Annotated in this window: 13 protein-coding genes; 8 read left to right on the forward strand and 5 right to left on the reverse strand. The window is 73.3% G+C overall.

The features are described 5' to 3' along the window. The first annotated feature begins 271 nt into the window (after positions 1-271). Positions 272-967, forward strand: coding sequence for a hypothetical protein (locus tag BZL64_RS14590; protein WP_086769616.1), 696 nt, complete (start codon positions 272-274; stop codon positions 965-967). A 21-nt stretch (positions 968-988) separates the two neighbouring features. On the opposite strand, the gene BZL64_RS14595 is transcribed toward BZL64_RS14590, so the two are convergent. From BZL64_RS14595 to BZL64_RS14600, 3 genes are read right to left on the reverse strand one after another with little or no spacing between them, the layout of a single operon-like run. Then, on the reverse strand, positions 989-1,288 hold the full coding sequence (locus BZL64_RS14595) for a hypothetical protein (RefSeq protein WP_244205334.1): 300 nt from the start codon (positions 1,286-1,288) through the stop codon (positions 989-991). A gap of 50 nt (positions 1,289-1,338) precedes the next feature. Next, positions 1,339-1,533 (reverse strand): helix-turn-helix domain-containing protein, encoded by a 195-nt coding sequence (locus tag BZL64_RS42030; protein WP_341868798.1) that lies wholly within the window; start codon positions 1,531-1,533, stop codon positions 1,339-1,341. Continuing rightward, a complete protein-coding gene (locus BZL64_RS14600) occupies positions 1,530-2,087 on the reverse strand; it encodes a cupin domain-containing protein (RefSeq protein ID WP_341868799.1) in 558 nt (185 codons plus the stop codon). The genes BZL64_RS42030 and BZL64_RS14600 overlap by 4 nt, the downstream gene beginning before the upstream one ends. Between BZL64_RS14600 and BZL64_RS14605 the strand changes: the two genes are divergently transcribed. From BZL64_RS14605 to BZL64_RS14630, 6 genes are all read left to right on the forward strand, one after another. Beyond that, on the forward strand, positions 2,068-2,949 hold the full coding sequence (locus tag BZL64_RS14605) for an MFS transporter (RefSeq protein ID WP_341868800.1): 882 nt from the start codon (positions 2,068-2,070) through the stop codon (positions 2,947-2,949). The two genes, BZL64_RS14600 and BZL64_RS14605, sit on opposite strands and share 20 nt — an antisense overlap. Positions 2,950-2,987: 38 nt before the next feature. Continuing rightward, positions 2,988-3,932 (forward strand): RNA polymerase sigma factor SigJ, encoded by a 945-nt coding sequence (gene sigJ, locus BZL64_RS14610; RefSeq protein WP_086769618.1) that lies wholly within the window; start codon positions 2,988-2,990, stop codon positions 3,930-3,932. A gap of 102 nt (positions 3,933-4,034) precedes the next feature. Continuing rightward, positions 4,035-5,252, forward strand: a complete 1,218-nt coding sequence (locus tag BZL64_RS14615; protein ID WP_086769619.1) for an NAD(P)/FAD-dependent oxidoreductase — start codon at positions 4,035-4,037, stop codon at positions 5,250-5,252. Positions 5,253-5,400: 148 nt separating this feature from the next. Then, positions 5,401-7,149: a PucR family transcriptional regulator gene (locus BZL64_RS14620; protein WP_086769620.1), complete on the forward strand. Its 1,749-nt coding sequence runs from the start codon at positions 5,401-5,403 to the stop codon at positions 7,147-7,149. 264 nt (positions 7,150-7,413) lie between these two features. Continuing rightward, the gene (locus BZL64_RS14625; RefSeq protein WP_086769621.1) at positions 7,414-8,775 is read left to right on the forward strand and encodes a type III PLP-dependent enzyme domain-containing protein; all 1,362 of its coding nucleotides are present in this window, start codon (positions 7,414-7,416) and stop codon (positions 8,773-8,775) included. A 33-nt stretch (positions 8,776-8,808) separates the two neighbouring features. Continuing rightward, positions 8,809-9,039, forward strand: coding sequence for a hypothetical protein (locus tag BZL64_RS14630; protein WP_086769622.1), 231 nt, complete (start codon positions 8,809-8,811; stop codon positions 9,037-9,039). Positions 9,040-9,146: 107 nt separating this feature from the next. Here the strand turns inward: BZL64_RS14630 and BZL64_RS14635 are convergent, their stop codons facing one another. Beyond that, positions 9,147-10,691: a PH domain-containing protein gene (locus BZL64_RS14635; protein ID WP_086769623.1), complete on the reverse strand. Its 1,545-nt coding sequence runs from the start codon at positions 10,689-10,691 to the stop codon at positions 9,147-9,149. A gap of 180 nt (positions 10,692-10,871) precedes the next feature. Then, the gene (locus BZL64_RS14640; protein WP_086769624.1) at positions 10,872-11,729 is read right to left on the reverse strand and encodes an alpha/beta fold hydrolase; all 858 of its coding nucleotides are present in this window, start codon (positions 11,727-11,729) and stop codon (positions 10,872-10,874) included. 254 nt (positions 11,730-11,983) lie between these two features. On the opposite strand from BZL64_RS14640, the gene BZL64_RS40580 reads away from it, so the two are divergent. Continuing rightward, the gene (locus BZL64_RS40580) at positions 11,984-15,082 is read left to right on the forward strand and encodes a fibronectin type III domain-containing protein (protein WP_158101530.1); all 3,099 of its coding nucleotides are present in this window, start codon (positions 11,984-11,986) and stop codon (positions 15,080-15,082) included. Positions 15,083-15,087: the final 5 nt, after the last annotated feature.

Raw genomic sequence — 15,087 nt, forward strand, 5'->3', positions numbered from 1 at the left:
GCCGGCGTCGTTCCCGGTGCAAGTGGTGCACCGGGAACGACGCCGGCGCGGAGGCGGCGTACGGAGAACTCCCGATACCCCCGAGGGTACGTCAACGCGGACTTCCAGGGCCGGAGCATCGAACGAAGGTTCGATAAGCGGGCGCCGGGCACCGGCTGGAGTACCGTGAAGGAGCCGGGAGTATCTCGTGCACCGGCCGCCCGCCGCTGCCGTTCCCGGTGACCGACGACGCCGGACCGGATCCGTCCGTGCCCGGAGCAGGGCTCGCCCCATGACCGTGAACGTGCCCGGCCGGCCGACGACCCCGGAGCCCGCGCGGCCCGGTGACCACCGGTGGCCCTCCGAACCCCCACCCGACCGCAGGCCGGGCTCGACACAGCGGGACCAGGACCCGTCCCCCTGGGAGGCCGACCGCGTCCGCGCGCTGAGCCGGAGTCAGGTCGAGGACCGGCTCCAGGAGCTGGGCGATCTCTACGCGGACACCTCCGGCGGCAAGCCGTGGGCGAGGGAGCGGGACCGGGACGCGTTTCTGCGAGGGCTCGCCTGCGACGTACGACGGCCCGGGTTCGCGCTGCTGATAGCCGAGACCACGGTGCTCACCGCCTGCGCCTACGGCTTCGCGGTGGACGACCACGGAGCCTGGTGGCGGAGCCTGAGCCCGCACGGGCACGTGCCGGCGGATCTGCGCCGCATCGCCGCCTCCGGGCGCCTCTTCGCCGTCTCCCGGATCGTCGTCCAGCCCGTCGTGCGCACCCGCCACCAGGGCCGCGACTGGAACCTCGCCCGGCGGCTCCAGCGGCGGCTGCTCGCCGACCACGACGCGAGCGCCGGGGTCGCGCTGGTGAGCCGTACCGACGCCGAGACGCTGAAGGCGATGCTGGCCTGGGGATGGCGGTACGTCGAGGGGGACGCCGGCGACGAGCCGCTGCCCGCGGCACCCTGGCATGTGCTGATCCTCGAACCCTGATCGGACGCCGAGGAGCGGCGCTCAGACCTCGTCCGTGTGCGTGGGCCCCTCCGGGGAGGATTCGCTGGTCGACAGCCAGGACCGGGCGGGCCCGGCGGCCTGTGCGGTGTCGATGGTGAGGTGCAGCCGGGTGCCGCCCTCGGCCCCGGCCGGATAACTGCGCTGCTCGGCCGAGGCGAAGCAGCGGCGCAGCACCTCGGCGACCCGGCGCGCGGTGTCCGGCGTCGCCGCGACGATACGGACCTCGGCGAACCCCTCCGAGGGCAACGGTTCCTGATCCACCCGGACCTCCCGTACGTGTGTGCCGGCGCGCTTGATCACGTACGGCTCGCTTCTCGAAGCCTATGCCGCGGCCCGCTCTCCTCGCCGCCTCACGCACCGTGGCGGGTACCGGTCTCCCGGAGCCGGAACTCGCTGGGGCTGACGCCGTGTTGCCGCTTGAACGCGGCGCTGAGGGCGAAGGCGCCCGCGAAGCCGACGCGGTCCGCCACCACCGCGAGGGTCGGTTCGGGGTCGCGCAGCAGGTCGGCGGCGAGCGCGAGGCGGCGTTCGCGCAGGTAGGTCATCGGCGGCTGCCCGACGAGGGCCGTGAAGCGCCGGGCCAGGCTCGCCCGGGACACGCCGGTCCCGCCAGGGCCGGCAGGGTCCAAGGGTGGCCGGGCTCGGCGTCCAGCAGGCGCAGGGCCGCGCCGACCACGGGATCGCCGTGCGCCCGGTACCAGGCGGGGAGCCGAGCGCCGGGGCGGGTGAACCAGGCGCGCAGGGCGGTGATGAGCATCAGGTCCATCGTCCGGTCCAGCAGGACCCGCTGCCCCGCCTCCTCGCGGGTGATCTCCCGGAAGGTCGCATCGCTGACCGGGCAGGTGCCGACGCCCGCCTCGACGACGGCCAGCGGCGGCAGCGTGGCGAGCAGCCGGGCGGGCGTGCCGCTGTCCAGGCTGTACAGACAGCTCACCATGAGGGCGCCGACCGTGTCCTCGGCCCCGTCGGTCCCGTCGTCGTATCCGGTGTCCCAGGAGCCGTCCATGGTCGGGGCGGCCAGTTCCTCGCCCGCCACGGTCGTGCAGCGGCCTCCGGCGCGGATCACGACGTCCGGTTCGGTGCCGGGCTCGTTCCCCATCGGACTCATCACCCTCGTCTACGGCATCACCCGCGGCGGCGAGCACGGCTGGACCGACGGCCTCGCCCTGATCTCCTTCGCGGTGGCCGCCGTACTCCTGTCGGCGTTCCTGGCGATCCAGTCGCGGGCCAAGGACCCGACGATGCCGCTGCGCCTGCTCAAGGACCGCAACCGGTCCGGCAGTTACGCCACGATGCTGTTCATCGGCGCCGGCATGTTCGCCACCTTCTACTTCCTCACCCTCTACATGCAGCTCATCCTGGGCTACAGCGCGGTCCGCACCGGCTTCGCCTACCTGCCGTTCAGCGTGGGCATGGGGGCCGCCGCGGCCATCAGCTCCAAGCTGGTATCCCATCTGCCGACCCGCCTGATCGCCGGGCCCGGCCTGCTCGTCGCGGCGGGCGGCATGCTCTGGTTCTCCACCCTGGGAACCGACTCCTCCTACGCCGCCCACCTGATGCCCGCGATGTTCGTCACGGCGCTCGGCCTGGGCATGAGCTTCGTCCCGATGACCCTGGGCGCGGTCAGCGGTGTCGCCCACCAGGACACCGGAATGGCCTCGGCCCTGCTGAACACCGCCCAGCAGGTCGGCGGCGCCCTCGGCCTCGCGGCCCTGTCGACGATCTCCACCTCGGCGGCCGACGACAGGCTTCCCGATGCCGCCGCCAACCTCTACCGGGCCATGGGAACCAAGGACTTCCCGCAGCTGGCGAAGGCGGGCGAGGCCCTGACCCACGGCTACACGATGGCGTTCGTCGCGGCGGCGGTCATGTTCCTGGCCGGCCTGGTGGTCACCTTCGTGGCGGTCGACGCGGTCAAGCAGCAGCACACGGAGGGAGCGGCGCCCGTCCACCTGGGCTGACGGTCACCTCATGGTCCGGGAGAGTTAGGATCCGGACCATGGCCCTGACCGTGAACGACGTGGATCGGTTCGAGGCCTCCAGGCGCCGCCTGGAGGTCATCGCCTATCGGCTCCTCGGCTCGGCGAGCGAGGCCGAGGACGCCGTACAGGAGACGTTCCTGCGCTGGCAGGCCACCGACGTCGACCGCATCGAGGTTCCCGAGGCCTGGCTGACGAAGGTCCTCACCAACCTGTGCCTCAACCAGCTGACCTCGGCCCGCGCCCGGCGCGAGACCTACGTCGGCGAGTGGCTCCCCGAGCCGCTGCTGGACGGGGACCCGATGCTCGGCCCCGCCGACACCGCCGAACAGCGCGAGTCCGTGTCGTACGCGGTCCTCACCCTGCTGGAGCGCCTCTCCCCCAACGAGCGGGCGGTGTACGTGCTGAAGGAGGCGTTCGACTACCCGCACCGGGAGATCGCCGAGATCCTCGACATCACCGAGTCCGCCAGCCAGCAGCTGTTCCACCGGGCCAAGAAGCACGTCGCGCAGGGCAGGGCCCGTACCGAGATCGACGAGGCCGCCGCCCGGCGGATCGTCGACGAGTTCCTCGCCGCCGCGACCAGCGGACGGACCGAGCCGCTCGTGCGGCTCCTCACCCAGGACGCGGTCGCGGTCGGCGACGGCGGCGGGAAGGTCCCGGCGCGCGCCAAGGCGTTCGAGGGCGCGCTCGCGGTCGCGAAGTTCATGCGCGGTCTGTTCAAGCCCAGCAAGGCCAAGCGCGACCTGGTCGGTGGCTCGCCCGGCATGTACGTCACGGCCTCCAACGGCGAACCCGCCCTCGTGGCCGTCCTCGACGGCCGCGTCATCGGCGTCACCTGCCTGGAGATCACCCCCGAGGGCATCGCCGCGTTCCGCAGCCAGGTCAACCCCGACAAGCTCGAACGCGCGACGCGGGTGTGGGCGGCCACCGACCACGGCGAGCCGCTCCTCACCCCGTTCTGACGCCGGTCACGTCGGTGTGAGCTGCTTCACATCGCATTCCTGTCAGGAAACGCGGGGCCGCCCGGTTCAAGTGGCGAAACCGTCCAAGACAGGAGCATGGAGATGCAGCAGCGCATCATCGTCCTCGGAGCCGGATACGCCGGAGCCATCGCCGCCGGGCGCCTCGCCAAGCGGCTGCACCGCGAAGACGTCACCATCACCCTCGTCAACGCCGAGCCCGACTTCGTCGAGCGCGTGCGGATGCACCAGCTCGCGGTCGGCCAGGACCTCAAGCCCCGTCCCTTCAGCGAGATGTTCGCGGGCACCGGCGTACGGCTGAAGCTCGCCAAGGTCACCGCCGTGGACGTCGACCGCAGGACGGTGTCCGTCACCGGCACCGACGCCGGCCCCAGCGGCGTGGAGGAACTGGAGTACGACACCCTCGTGTACGCCCTCGGCAGCGGCTGGAACCCCCAGGGCGTTCCCGGCACCGCCGAACACGCCCACGACATCGCCGGTCGCCCCGGAGCGCTCCGGCTGCGCGAGCGCCTGGCCCGCCTGACCGCCGGACAGCCCGTGGTCGTGGTCGGCGGCGGCCTCACCGGCCTGGAGGCCGCGACCGAGATCGCCGAGTCCCGCCCCGACCTCGACGTGGCCCTCGCCGCCCGCGGCGACCTCGGCGACTGGCTGTCGCCCAAGGGCCGCGGACACCTGCGGAAGGTCGTCGACGGCCTCGGCATCACCGTGCACGAGCACACCGCCGTCACCGGCGTCGCCGCCGACCACGTCACTACCGCGGACGGCGCCACCGTCCCGGCCGCGGTCACTGTGTGGACCACCGGCTTCGCCGTCCACCCCATCGCGCGGGCCACCTCCCTGGAGGTCACCGACACCGGTCAGATCGTCGTCGACCGGACCATGCGCTCGGTCTCCCACCCGGACGTGTACGCCATCGGTGACGCGGCGAGCGTGACGGGCCCCGCCGACAAGCCCCTGCGCATGTCCTGCGCCTCGGGCGTCCCCACCGCCTGGCAGGCCGCCGACGCCATCGCGGCCCGCCTGACCGGCGGCAAGATCCCCGAGGTGGCGCTGCGCTACTTCAACCAGTGCATCTCCCTGGGCCGCAAGCAGGGCCTGATCCAGTACGTCACCGCCGACGACCGGGCCGTCCGGGCGGCCCTGACCGGACGCACCGCCGCCCTCTACAAGGAAGTCATCTGCAAGGGCGCGGCCTGGGGCGTAGCCAACCCGACCATGCGGATGCCGACCCGCCGTCGCCGCGTCACGGCGGAGCGGCCCGAGGCGTCGTCGGCGGCGACCACGGCGGAGGCGGCGGCCTGAGCCGGTGCGTCCCGCGAGTGCGTCCCGCGAGTCCGTCCGCGAGTGCGTCCCGCGAGTCCGTTCCACCGAGCCCGTTCCCCTGACCCGAGGCCGTGACTGCTCCTACACTCACCGTCACACGCCGTGCCGACGCGAAGAGGGGGGCCGGATGGCGCTGAACGTCATGGCCGGGCCGGGGGACGACGCCGTACGAGGGCCGACGCTGGAGAGACTGCTGTCGGTCATGGGGGCCGGCGCGCTGGAGCTGTGCGTGGCTCCGGGCGGCCTCGCGGCCGTCGTCGAAGGGGTCACGGTCCTGGACCCGCTGGAGCCGGGGCGGTCGCGGGGGCAGCTCCTGCTGGCGGTGGGCGTCGACCCGCAGTCGGCCGCCGCCCTCGACGTCGTGGCCGAGGCAGCTCGGGAGGGTGCCGCCGCCGTGGTCTTCGGGCAGGGCAGGTCCGGGCGGCCCACGGACGCCCTGCGGACGGCCGCAGAGGCCGCCGGCACGGCCCTGCTCTTCCGTACGGCGTGGCTGGGCTGGACGGAACTGGTCGGCGCACTGCGGGCGGGCCTGGTCCTGGCCGGGGTCCCCGCCGATCCGGCTGCCTCCGCCGTACCGCTGGGCGACCTGAACGGCCTGGCCGACGCGGTCGCCGTCCTGGTCGGCGGCGCGGTGACGATCGAGGATCTGGAGTCCCGGGTCCTCGCGTACTCGTCCACCAAGGAGGACGTGGACGAACTGCGCCGCCTGACGATCCTCGGCCGCAGGGTGCCGGAGTGGCGGGTCGCCGCCATGCGGGAAGCCGGATTCTTCCGCGCCCTGTGGGGTTCGGGGGACGTCATCCACCGGCCGGCCCACGGGGAGAATCCCGAACGCCTGGTGGTGGCCGTCCGTGCGGGCGGCGAGGTCCTGGGATCGATCTGGGTCGCGGCGGCCGGCTCCGACCTCCCGCCGCACGCCTCCGACACCCTGCGGTCGGCGGCCCGCGTGGCCGCCGGACACCTGCTGCACCACCGGTCCCACCGCACGGACGCCCGGCTGACCGAGGACGCGGCCCGTGCCCTCCTCGACGGACGGGGCTCCGCCGCCGTACTGACCGAACGCACCGGGATACCGGCCCACGGGCACTGTGCCGTCCTGGCGGTCCGCCCCGGAGCCGCCCGAGCCGCCCGAGCCGCCCGAGCCTCCCGCGAGGACGAATCCTCCAAGGGGGAATCCGGCAAGGGGGACCTCGGCGCGGGGGAAACGGCCGGGAGGCTGTGCGCCCTGCTGGCGGTGTGCTGTGGCGCGTACGACGTCACCCCGGTCGTCCTGCCGGTCGACCGGGGCGCCCTGATCCTGCTCGGCGGGCTGCACAAGGACCCGCGACGGGCCGAGGAACAGGTCTTCCAGGTGGGGACGTCACTGGTCCGACAGGTGGCCGACACGTTCGGGCCCGACGCGCGGATCGGCCTGGGCACCGTGGTCGACACCCTGACCGGCCTGCCCGCGTCCCGCCGGTCGGCGGACCTGGCACTGAGGGCACTCCTCTCGCCGGGCGAACAGCGTGCCGTCGCCTCCGCGAGCGAGGTGGCCGAGACGATCGCCCTGAACGAGATGCTGGACACGCTGACAGGGGCGGCACAGGCGGCGGGGCCAGGGCCGGGGACGGCACTGGACACGCCCGTGGCGCGACTCGTGGCGTACGACGCCGGGCACGGCGGGGGCACGATGGTCGAGACCCTGCGCGCCTACCTCGACCACTTCGGTCATGTGCCGGACACCGCACGGGCGTTGGGCGTACACGCGAACAGCCTGCGGCACCGGATCAGCCGGCTCACCGAGGTCTCCGGCCTCGATCTGCGCAGCCCGGACGCCCGCCTCCTCGCCCAGCTCCAACTGCGCCTGCTGGAGCGCGGTGCCGACAGGAAGCAGTGAGCCGCCGGGCGGCGTGAGAGCCGGGCCGGCCTGAGCGGCCGGGAGGCGTGAGCCTTCGGGTGCCGCCACGATGAAGGGGAGGTTCCTTCGTGCCCGCGCACGACGGCGACCGCCCCACCCGGCGGTTTCTCTCCTCGGCGAGAACCGCGGGCCGGAACACCGGAACTCCCGACGAAGACGTCCGCCCCGCCCCGGAGGGAGCCTGGTGGTCCGCCGCACGACAACCGTGCGCGGTCGAGGCTCAAGGCTCCGGGAAGGTGCGCGATGAGTGTTTCCAGGCAGACCACGCAGGCCAGGCAGACCACGCAGGCCAGGCAGACCACGCAGGCCGAGGACAAGGCCGGCCGGCGTGAGCGGATACTGCGGGCGGCCGTACGGCAGGGACTCCTGGACCCGGAGTCGGCGCTGCTCGCCGCCTTCGTCGACCTCGACGGCGTCGACGAGACCGTCGCCTCCCTGCGGGCCGCGTTCCCCGCCTCCCTCCAGGTCCTGCACGCCTTCGCCGCCAAGGCGAACTGCCTGGTCCCCGTCCTCGAAGAGCTGCGCCGGGGCGGCATGGGCTGCGAGGTCGCCAGCGCCGGCGAGCTGGCCCAGGCGCTGGAGGCCGGCTTCGACCCGGCGGACATCGTCTTCGACTCCCCGGCCAAGACGCGGGCGGAACTCGTCCAGGCCCTCAGCCTCGGCGTCACCGTCAACGCGGACAGCTTCGAGGAACTCGAACGGATCGACGACATCCTGGCCGCCCGCCCCTCCGGCTCGCGGATCGGCGTACGCGTCAACCCCCAGGTCGGCGGCGGCTCGATCAGCGCCATGAGCACGGCGACGGCGACCTCGAAGTTCGGCGTCCCGCTGGAGGACGAGGGCAACCGTGAGCGCCTGTTCCGGGCGTACCGGGACCGTCCCTGGCTCACCTGGGTGCACACACACGTCGGCTCGCAGGGCTGCCCGCTGGACCTGATCGCCGGGGGCATCGCGAAGGCGGTCGCGTTCGCCGAGGAGATCAACACCCGCCTCGGCCGCAGGCAGGTCACCGGCATCGACATCGGCGGCGGCCTGCCGGTCAACTTCGCCGACGACGAGACGACCCCCGGCTTCGACACCTACGTCGACCGTCTGCGCGAGCACGCGCCCGCCCTGTTCTCCGGCGACTACGAGATCGTCACCGAGTTCGGCCGCTCCGTCCTCGCCAAGAACGGCTTCATGGCCGCGTACGTCGAGTACACCAAGACCGTCGGCGGCCGGCCCATCGCGATCACCCACGCCGGCGCCCAGGTCGCCACCCGGACCGTGTTCGCCCCCGACGCCTGGCCCCTGCGGATCGAGGCCTACGACCCCGGCGGCAACGCCAAGACCAGCCCGCCCGTGGCCCAGGACATCGCCGGCCCCTGCTGCTTCGCCGGTGACCTGCTGGCCCGCGACCGCACGCTGCCCCGTCTCGACACCGGCGACCTCGTCGTCGTACCGGACACCGGGGCGTACTACTTCTCCACGCCCTTCCACTACAACAGCCTGCCCGAGCCGGCCGTGCACGGCGCCCGCGTCGACGCCGACGGCAAGGTCACCTTCCGCCCGCTCCGCCCCGCACAGGCCGCCCACCCTCTCGCCCCGGCCCTCGCCGCACGGTGATCCCCTCGCCGAAGAAAGGCAGGTGCAGCAGCCATGAGGTTACGGCGCGCCCGGTCGGGGTGCCCCCTGGAACCGCCCCGGCGGGAGGCCGTCGGACGGCGGCTGTCCGCCACGGCCGCACGCTGCCGACGGGCGCTGTGCGACATCACACGGTGGCTCTCGCGCCGCCGGCGCGTCGCGGCCGACCAGTTCCTCCGCGGCGCGTGCTACGGCGCCGGCACGGCGGTGGTCGGCCTGCTGGCACTCTGGCTGCAGACCCGCTGACGACCACCGGACGACGGGATGAGCGCCGGACAAGACGACGGGATGAGCGCCGGACGGCCGGACGACCGTCTCAGCCCGTCATCCGACCGGACGGCCGTCTCAGTCCGTCATCCGACCGGCCGCCGCCCGGCTCGGGCCGGTTCCAGCGCGCCGAGGATGCGGGCCAGGTCGGCCGGCGAGGCCGCGAGGCGCACCGGACTGCCCCCGTCGTCGAGTTCGGCGATGTGCCAGCTCCGGGGGAGGGAGACGGTGTCCTCGTCCCCTCCGCGCAGACGCCGTACGTCCTTGACCGTGAGCCGCTCCACCGGGATCCGTTTCGCCGCGAACCGTCCCGGACCGGGGTGGGGCGTGACGGCGGGCGGGCCGCCGCCGAGGACGATGTGCGTGCCGAACCCGTGCGGGTTGTAGTCGGTGGACTCCAGGAAACGGGCGGCCAGGAACACGTCCTCGTCGGCAGGCTCCGCCTCGGCTGCCGCCGCTCGGGGCACCCGGATACGGGTTGCGCGCCACGCCCACGCGAAGAGGCCAAGCGAACCGAGCGAGCCCGTGACCGCCCAGGCGACGGTGACGGGCGAGGCCGGCAGGGTCGTGGGGTGGAGGTAGCAGAGCGGCAGCAGCCACAGGGCCGTGCCGACGAGCACGCCCGCGAACGGGAGCGCCGACGGCAGGACCTCGTCGTCGGGCAACCGGCGCCCACGCCGGTGCAGCAGCATCCGGGAGCCGGGATACCCCGCCGCGAGGCCGAGCGCGGCCGCGAGGACGGCCGGCTCACCGGCGGTGGCGAAGTGCTCGCGCCACACCTGGTGTTGTCCGACGACCTCTCTCACCTGATGCCGCCAGACGGTGAGTTCGACGCGCTCGCCCGGCTGGAAACCCTCGGCGGCCTCCTGCGAGACCGCGAGCCGCTCCACCGGCCGGCCGCCCGCGAAGTACAGCCAACTCGTCCGCTTCCCCCGGCCGGCCTCCGTCCGTGCGATCACGGCCGGCGAGCTGGTCAGGCAGTCCCCGCGTTCCGTCGCGGGCGTCCCGGCGGCGCAGGAGACGGCCGAGGTCCACGCCCGCCGCTCCGACGCGACACTCGGCACGAACCATGCGGCCAGACCCGCGCCCGCGAGCAGCAGCACGCACAGGACGAGTGACACGGCCGAGCCGCGCCCGGCGGTGCGGTAGGAGATGACGGGAACATGGTCCGACTCCGGTCCTCCGTGGCGGCGGTGCAGCGCGCGCAGGGCGTCGAGCTTCGCGTCGAAGTCCGGCCGGTCGTCGCCGGACGCGCTGAACGGCAGGGGCAGCCGCCGGGTGCGCCCGTCGCGCAGCACCACGCAGACACGACGGATCACCTCCCCGTGACGCCCGTACTGCAGGTACACGCGCACGTCGGCGATGTCGCCCCACGGCAGACTGCGGCGGCGCAGCAACGTCCGGGAGCGGATCCCGTACGCGTCGGCGCTCACCAGGACCCCGGCCGCGTACAGGCCCAGGACGGCTATTGGCGCCACGAGCAGCCCTCCGAACACCCACGGGTCCACCAGCCGCCCCCAGAAGAGCGAGCGCACCAGGGCCACGCCCGCTCCGGCCGCCCCCAGCCCCACGAGAGCCCACAGGGGCCGCGTCCGGAGGGGACCGCAGATCACTTCCTGGCCATCGCTCATGCCCGGATCGTCCCAGCGGCGGTGCCGCCCTGGCTTGTCCCGAGTCCGGCAGCACTCCGGCCTTCTACGCTGCCGGGTCGCGTTCGCGCGCGGTGTCAGCGGCGTTCAGGGCCACCGGAGTCCGCCGCCCGCCCCGCCCGACCGCTCCCGCGCGGCCGTTTCGCCCGGCTGCTCCGGCGCTCACCCGTTCGCCCCGACCGGGTCCGCTCCCGTCCCGGTCAGGAAGTCCCGCATCGCTTCGGCGAGTTGTTCCGGCTGGTCCTCGGGTACGAGGGTGGAGGAGCCGGCGATCTCGATCAGCCGTCCCTTCGGGTACAACTCGGCCAGCCGGGGCCCATGTTCACGTGGCATCAACCGGTCCTCGGTGGCCCAGACGACCAGTACGGGGCGGTCGTAGTCACGGAGGCGCTCGCTCCAGGCCAGCAAGGTCCGGCGATCGGGCGCCGAGGTGGCGAACTTGGCGAAGTCCCGGCGGACGGCCCTGCTCCGGGTCGCGGGACCGAACCAGTCCTCCATGATCTCGGCCGGAATTCCGCGCAGGCTCATCCCGCCGTACCCGTTGCGGTTGTCGCGGAACACGGGGACGCGCATCAGCCGCGTCAGGAGCCGTACGCCGCCGGGGATCCTGCACACGGCCGCTGCCGCCTTCGCCGGTCCCGGCGGGAAGTTGTCGAACGCCTCGCAGGCCACGAGCACCATCCGCCCGACCCTGTGGCCCTGCTCCTCCGTCACCAGGAACTGGCCCCCGCCCCAGTCGTTGAGGACGAGGGTCACGTCGTCCAGGCCGAGCCGTTCGATGAACTCGCCCAGCAGCCGTGCGACACCCCGGTGGGACAGGTCGGCGTCCGGGTTCATCGGCCGGCGGTGACCGCCGAGGGGCAGTGTGGGCAGGACGCAGCGGTACCCGTCCAGCAGCGGTACGACCTTGCGCCACTGTGTCTCGTTCATCGGCAGCCCGTGCCCGAACACCAGCACCGGCCCGCCACCGCCGGTGTCCTGGTAGTCGATCGTCCCGGCCGACAGTTCGATCTCCGGCATGGCGCCCCCGTTCGATGAGTCATGGATGGTTCGACGAGTCACGAATCCATGTGCCCCTACCCATGGATCTCTGGAGGGGAACTCTCCCCCCATGTCGGCCGGTACGACAGGTTCCGGTACGCGTTCCGCCTATTTCGCCCGCGAACACCTGTTCCCATGTCATGCTCGCGTGGCTGAGATTGATCACCCGGTGAACCACCCGAGCCGTGCTGTCGCGGGTGGTGCGCCGGGCCTGAGGAAGGATGACGCCCCAGATGGGCAGACCCGTTCCCCCGCGGCCCCGTTCCAGGGCGCCGCACCGGCTGTTGTGGCCGGTCACCGCCGCTGCCGGAGCCGCGCTCGTCGCCGGTACCGTGCAGCCCCCACCCTCCGCGCAGACCCGGCCGGACGCCGCGCCGGTCGCCTCCGTGACCTGCTCCACCGGGGTGTGGAAGGCCGACTACTACCCCAACACCACACTCACCGGCACACCTCGCAAGTCACTGTGCGACACCTCGGTCAACGAGAGCTGGGGCAGGGGCCATCCGGCCGGAATATCCCTGCCCAACGACCGCTTCGGCGTCCGCTGGACGCTGCGCCGCAACTTCGGCGGCGGCGGGCCCTTCCTGCTGAACACCGCGGCCCAGGACGGCGTCCGGGTCTGGATCGACGGCAAGCTCCACGTCAACCTGTGGCGCGACTACGCCTCCACCCAGCGCGCGAGCGTCAAGGTGACCGTGCCCGCCGGGACGCACACCGTCCGGGTCGACTACGCGGCTGTCACCGGCTCGGCCAACGTCGCCGTCAGCCTTTCCCCGACCACTCCGGACCGGACCGCCCCGCTGCCTCCCGCAGCCGTGAAGGCGGTACGCGGTGATGGCCGGGCCACCGTCAGCTGGGCCCGCAACGTCGAGGCCGACCTGGCCGGTTACCGGGTCTACCGCTCCACCACCACCCCCGTCGCGATCGACACCGCCCACCGGATCAGCGGCTCCGCCGCGCTGACCGGCAGCGCGTTCACCTCGACGGGGCTGCGCAACGGCACCAAGTACTGGTTCGCCGTCACCGCCGTGGACCGCGCCGGCAACCAGTCCCGCGCCTCCGCCAACGTCTCGGCCGTACCGGCCGACACCACCCCGCCGAAGGCCCCGGACATCCTGGGAGCCGACGGCTACGGCGACATCGACCTCAACGACAACGGCGTGGCCGACCCCGAGGACGATCTGGGCGAGAACCACCTGAGCTGGGGCCCGAGCTGGGACGACGACTACACCGCCCAGGACGCCTTCGCCGGCTATCACGTCTACCGCGCCACCGCCCCCGCCGGCCCCTGGACCAGAATCAGGAGCGCCGACGCCCGAGTCGTCCAGGACAACTCCTACGCCGACAAGGAAGCGCCGATCGGCGTCACGGCGTACTACAGGGTGACGGCCGTCGACACCGCGGGCAACGAGTCGGCCCCCGCCACCACCGAACCCGGTGAGTACGCCGGGACCGTCGCCTCCGCGCTGCGGCCCGACACCGGGCTGTACCCGCCGCGGCAGCCCACCGGCCTCACGGGCGAGCTGACCTCCGGCAACGCCGTCCTCGACTGGGCCGACAACCCGGTCGGCAGCCCCACACACGGCCTGACCGCCGGCTACGAGGTGCAGTCCGCCGCTTCGGCGTCCGGCCCCTGGACCACGCGCACCGGCGACGACGCACCCCTCACCGCCTCGCGGTTCACCGACACGGCCCTCCCCGAGGGCGGCACCCGGCACTACCGGGTGCGCGCCGTCGGCCAGGCCGTCGACACCGGCACACCGCGCGTCTCCTCGGCCTGGACCGAACCGGTAGCCGTCAGCCGCCCCCTGCCGCCGGACACCACCGGACCCGCCGCGCCCGGCACCCCCGAGGTCACCGCACCCGACGGCGGCACCACCGCCACCCTGACCTGGACCACCAACGGCTGGCCCGGCTACGACCAGGACTTCGCCGGCTACCAGATCACCCGCGGCGACAGCCCCGACGGCCCGTTCACCGACTCCGGAAGCCTCCGCACACCCCAGTGCGCCGCCGTGCCCGGCACCGAGGAGCAGGTCCGCTGCACCCTCACCGACGCTCCGATCGCCGCAGACGCCACCCCGTACTACCGGGTCGTCGCGGTCGACCAGCTGGGCAACCGCTCCTCCGGCACCGTGGTCCAGCTCAAGCGGCTGCCCCCGCCGGCGCCCAAGCCGTCCACGCCCACCGGACTGACCGCCACCCGCGTCGAGGGCGGCATCCTCCTCGACTGGGACGACTCGCCGGCGTCCGAGGTCTACCTCTACTACCTGCACCGCACGACCTACGGCGGCACGTGCGCGAGCGTCGACACCTTCCACACGGCCAGCTCCTCCTACCTGGACACCAGCCCGTACCGCATGGCCCGCTACTGCCTGACGGTGCGCAACTTCGTGGGCGGCTACAGCGACCCCATATGGGTCGACGTCTCCAACGAGCCCGTCCCCGCTCCGCAGACGCCCGACATGCCGTCCGCGACGGGCAGCACCGACGGCATCCGGCTGACCTGGCCGGTCAACGACCCCGTTGCGGTCCGTTACGAGGTCTGGCGCCGCACCGAGACGGACGCCGAGTACATCAAGACCGGCGCCGACGTTCCCGCGACGGGCTCCCCGGAGTGGACCGACACCGGCGCACCGGCCGGAGTTCCCGCCTGCTACCGGACCGTCGCCGTCAACGTGGCCGGGGACCGCTCGGGCCTCTCCGAGGACACCTGCGCCCTGCGCCCGTACCCGGAGGGCACCGAGCGCCCCGACCGGCCCGCGGGACTGGCCGCCCGGCAGGACGGCGAGAACGCGGTGCTGTCCTGGCAGCCGGTGCCCGGCGCGACCGGCTACCTGGTCTACCGGTACTGGGGCGACGCCGCCCACCCGGGCATCCGGGTCCAGGACCAGCCCGTGACGGGCACCACCCTCACGGACACCGCCGCCCCCTCCCCCTCCTCCAACGGCTATTACGCGGTCGTCGCCGTGGACGCCACCGGCCTGCGCTCCGAGGCCGCGGTGCTGCCGTGGATGGGCGACGGCTACGCCGGCTCCATGACCCTGTCCGCGAGCGGCGCCACCGACGGCGTACGCCTCACCTGGAAGTGGTCCTGCCAGAACGAGTGGTGCCCGGCACCTTCCTCGGTCGCGATCCAGCGCTGGAACCCGGCCACCCAGGTCTGGGACGAGCTGACCTCGACCCTGCCCGGCACGGCCGTGTCCTACCTGGACACCACCGCACCTCCCGGGACCACCTCCTACTACCAGGTGCAGGTCTACGGCCAGGACGGCGACCTCCCGGGCCAGATGGGCTACGGCGCGGTCCCCGGCACCCGCCCGTCGGGGTGACGGGT

Source organism: Streptomyces bobili, from assembly GCF_002154575.1.
GTDB lineage: Bacteria > Actinomycetota > Actinomycetes > Streptomycetales > Streptomycetaceae > Streptomyces > Streptomyces bobili.

Excerpts from the sequence above, each read along its gene's own strand:
- BZL64_RS42030 (WP_341868798.1), bottom strand. The coding sequence starts at position 1,533 with ATGACCTACCTGCGCGAACGCCGCCTCGCGCTCGCCGCCGACCTGCTG.
- BZL64_RS40580 (WP_158101530.1), top strand. The coding sequence starts at position 11,984 with ATGGGCAGACCCGTTCCCCCGCGGCCCCGTTCCAGGGCGCCGCACCGG.
- BZL64_RS14590 (WP_086769616.1), top strand. The coding sequence starts at position 272 with ATGACCGTGAACGTGCCCGGCCGGCCGACGACCCCGGAGCCCGCGCGG.
- BZL64_RS14620 (WP_086769620.1), top strand. The coding sequence starts at position 5,401 with ATGGCGCTGAACGTCATGGCCGGGCCGGGGGACGACGCCGTACGAGGG.
- sigJ (WP_086769618.1), top strand. The coding sequence starts at position 2,988 with ATGGCCCTGACCGTGAACGACGTGGATCGGTTCGAGGCCTCCAGGCGC.
- BZL64_RS14600 (WP_341868799.1), bottom strand. The coding sequence starts at position 2,087 with ATGGGGAACGAGCCCGGCACCGAACCGGACGTCGTGATCCGCGCCGGA.
- BZL64_RS14615 (WP_086769619.1), top strand. The coding sequence starts at position 4,035 with ATGCAGCAGCGCATCATCGTCCTCGGAGCCGGATACGCCGGAGCCATC.
- BZL64_RS14640 (WP_086769624.1), bottom strand. The coding sequence starts at position 11,729 with ATGCCGGAGATCGAACTGTCGGCCGGGACGATCGACTACCAGGACACC.
- BZL64_RS14625 (WP_086769621.1), top strand. The coding sequence starts at position 7,414 with ATGAGTGTTTCCAGGCAGACCACGCAGGCCAGGCAGACCACGCAGGCC.
- BZL64_RS14635 (WP_086769623.1), bottom strand. The coding sequence starts at position 10,691 with ATGAGCGATGGCCAGGAAGTGATCTGCGGTCCCCTCCGGACGCGGCCC.
- BZL64_RS14630 (WP_086769622.1), top strand. The coding sequence starts at position 8,809 with ATGAGGTTACGGCGCGCCCGGTCGGGGTGCCCCCTGGAACCGCCCCGG.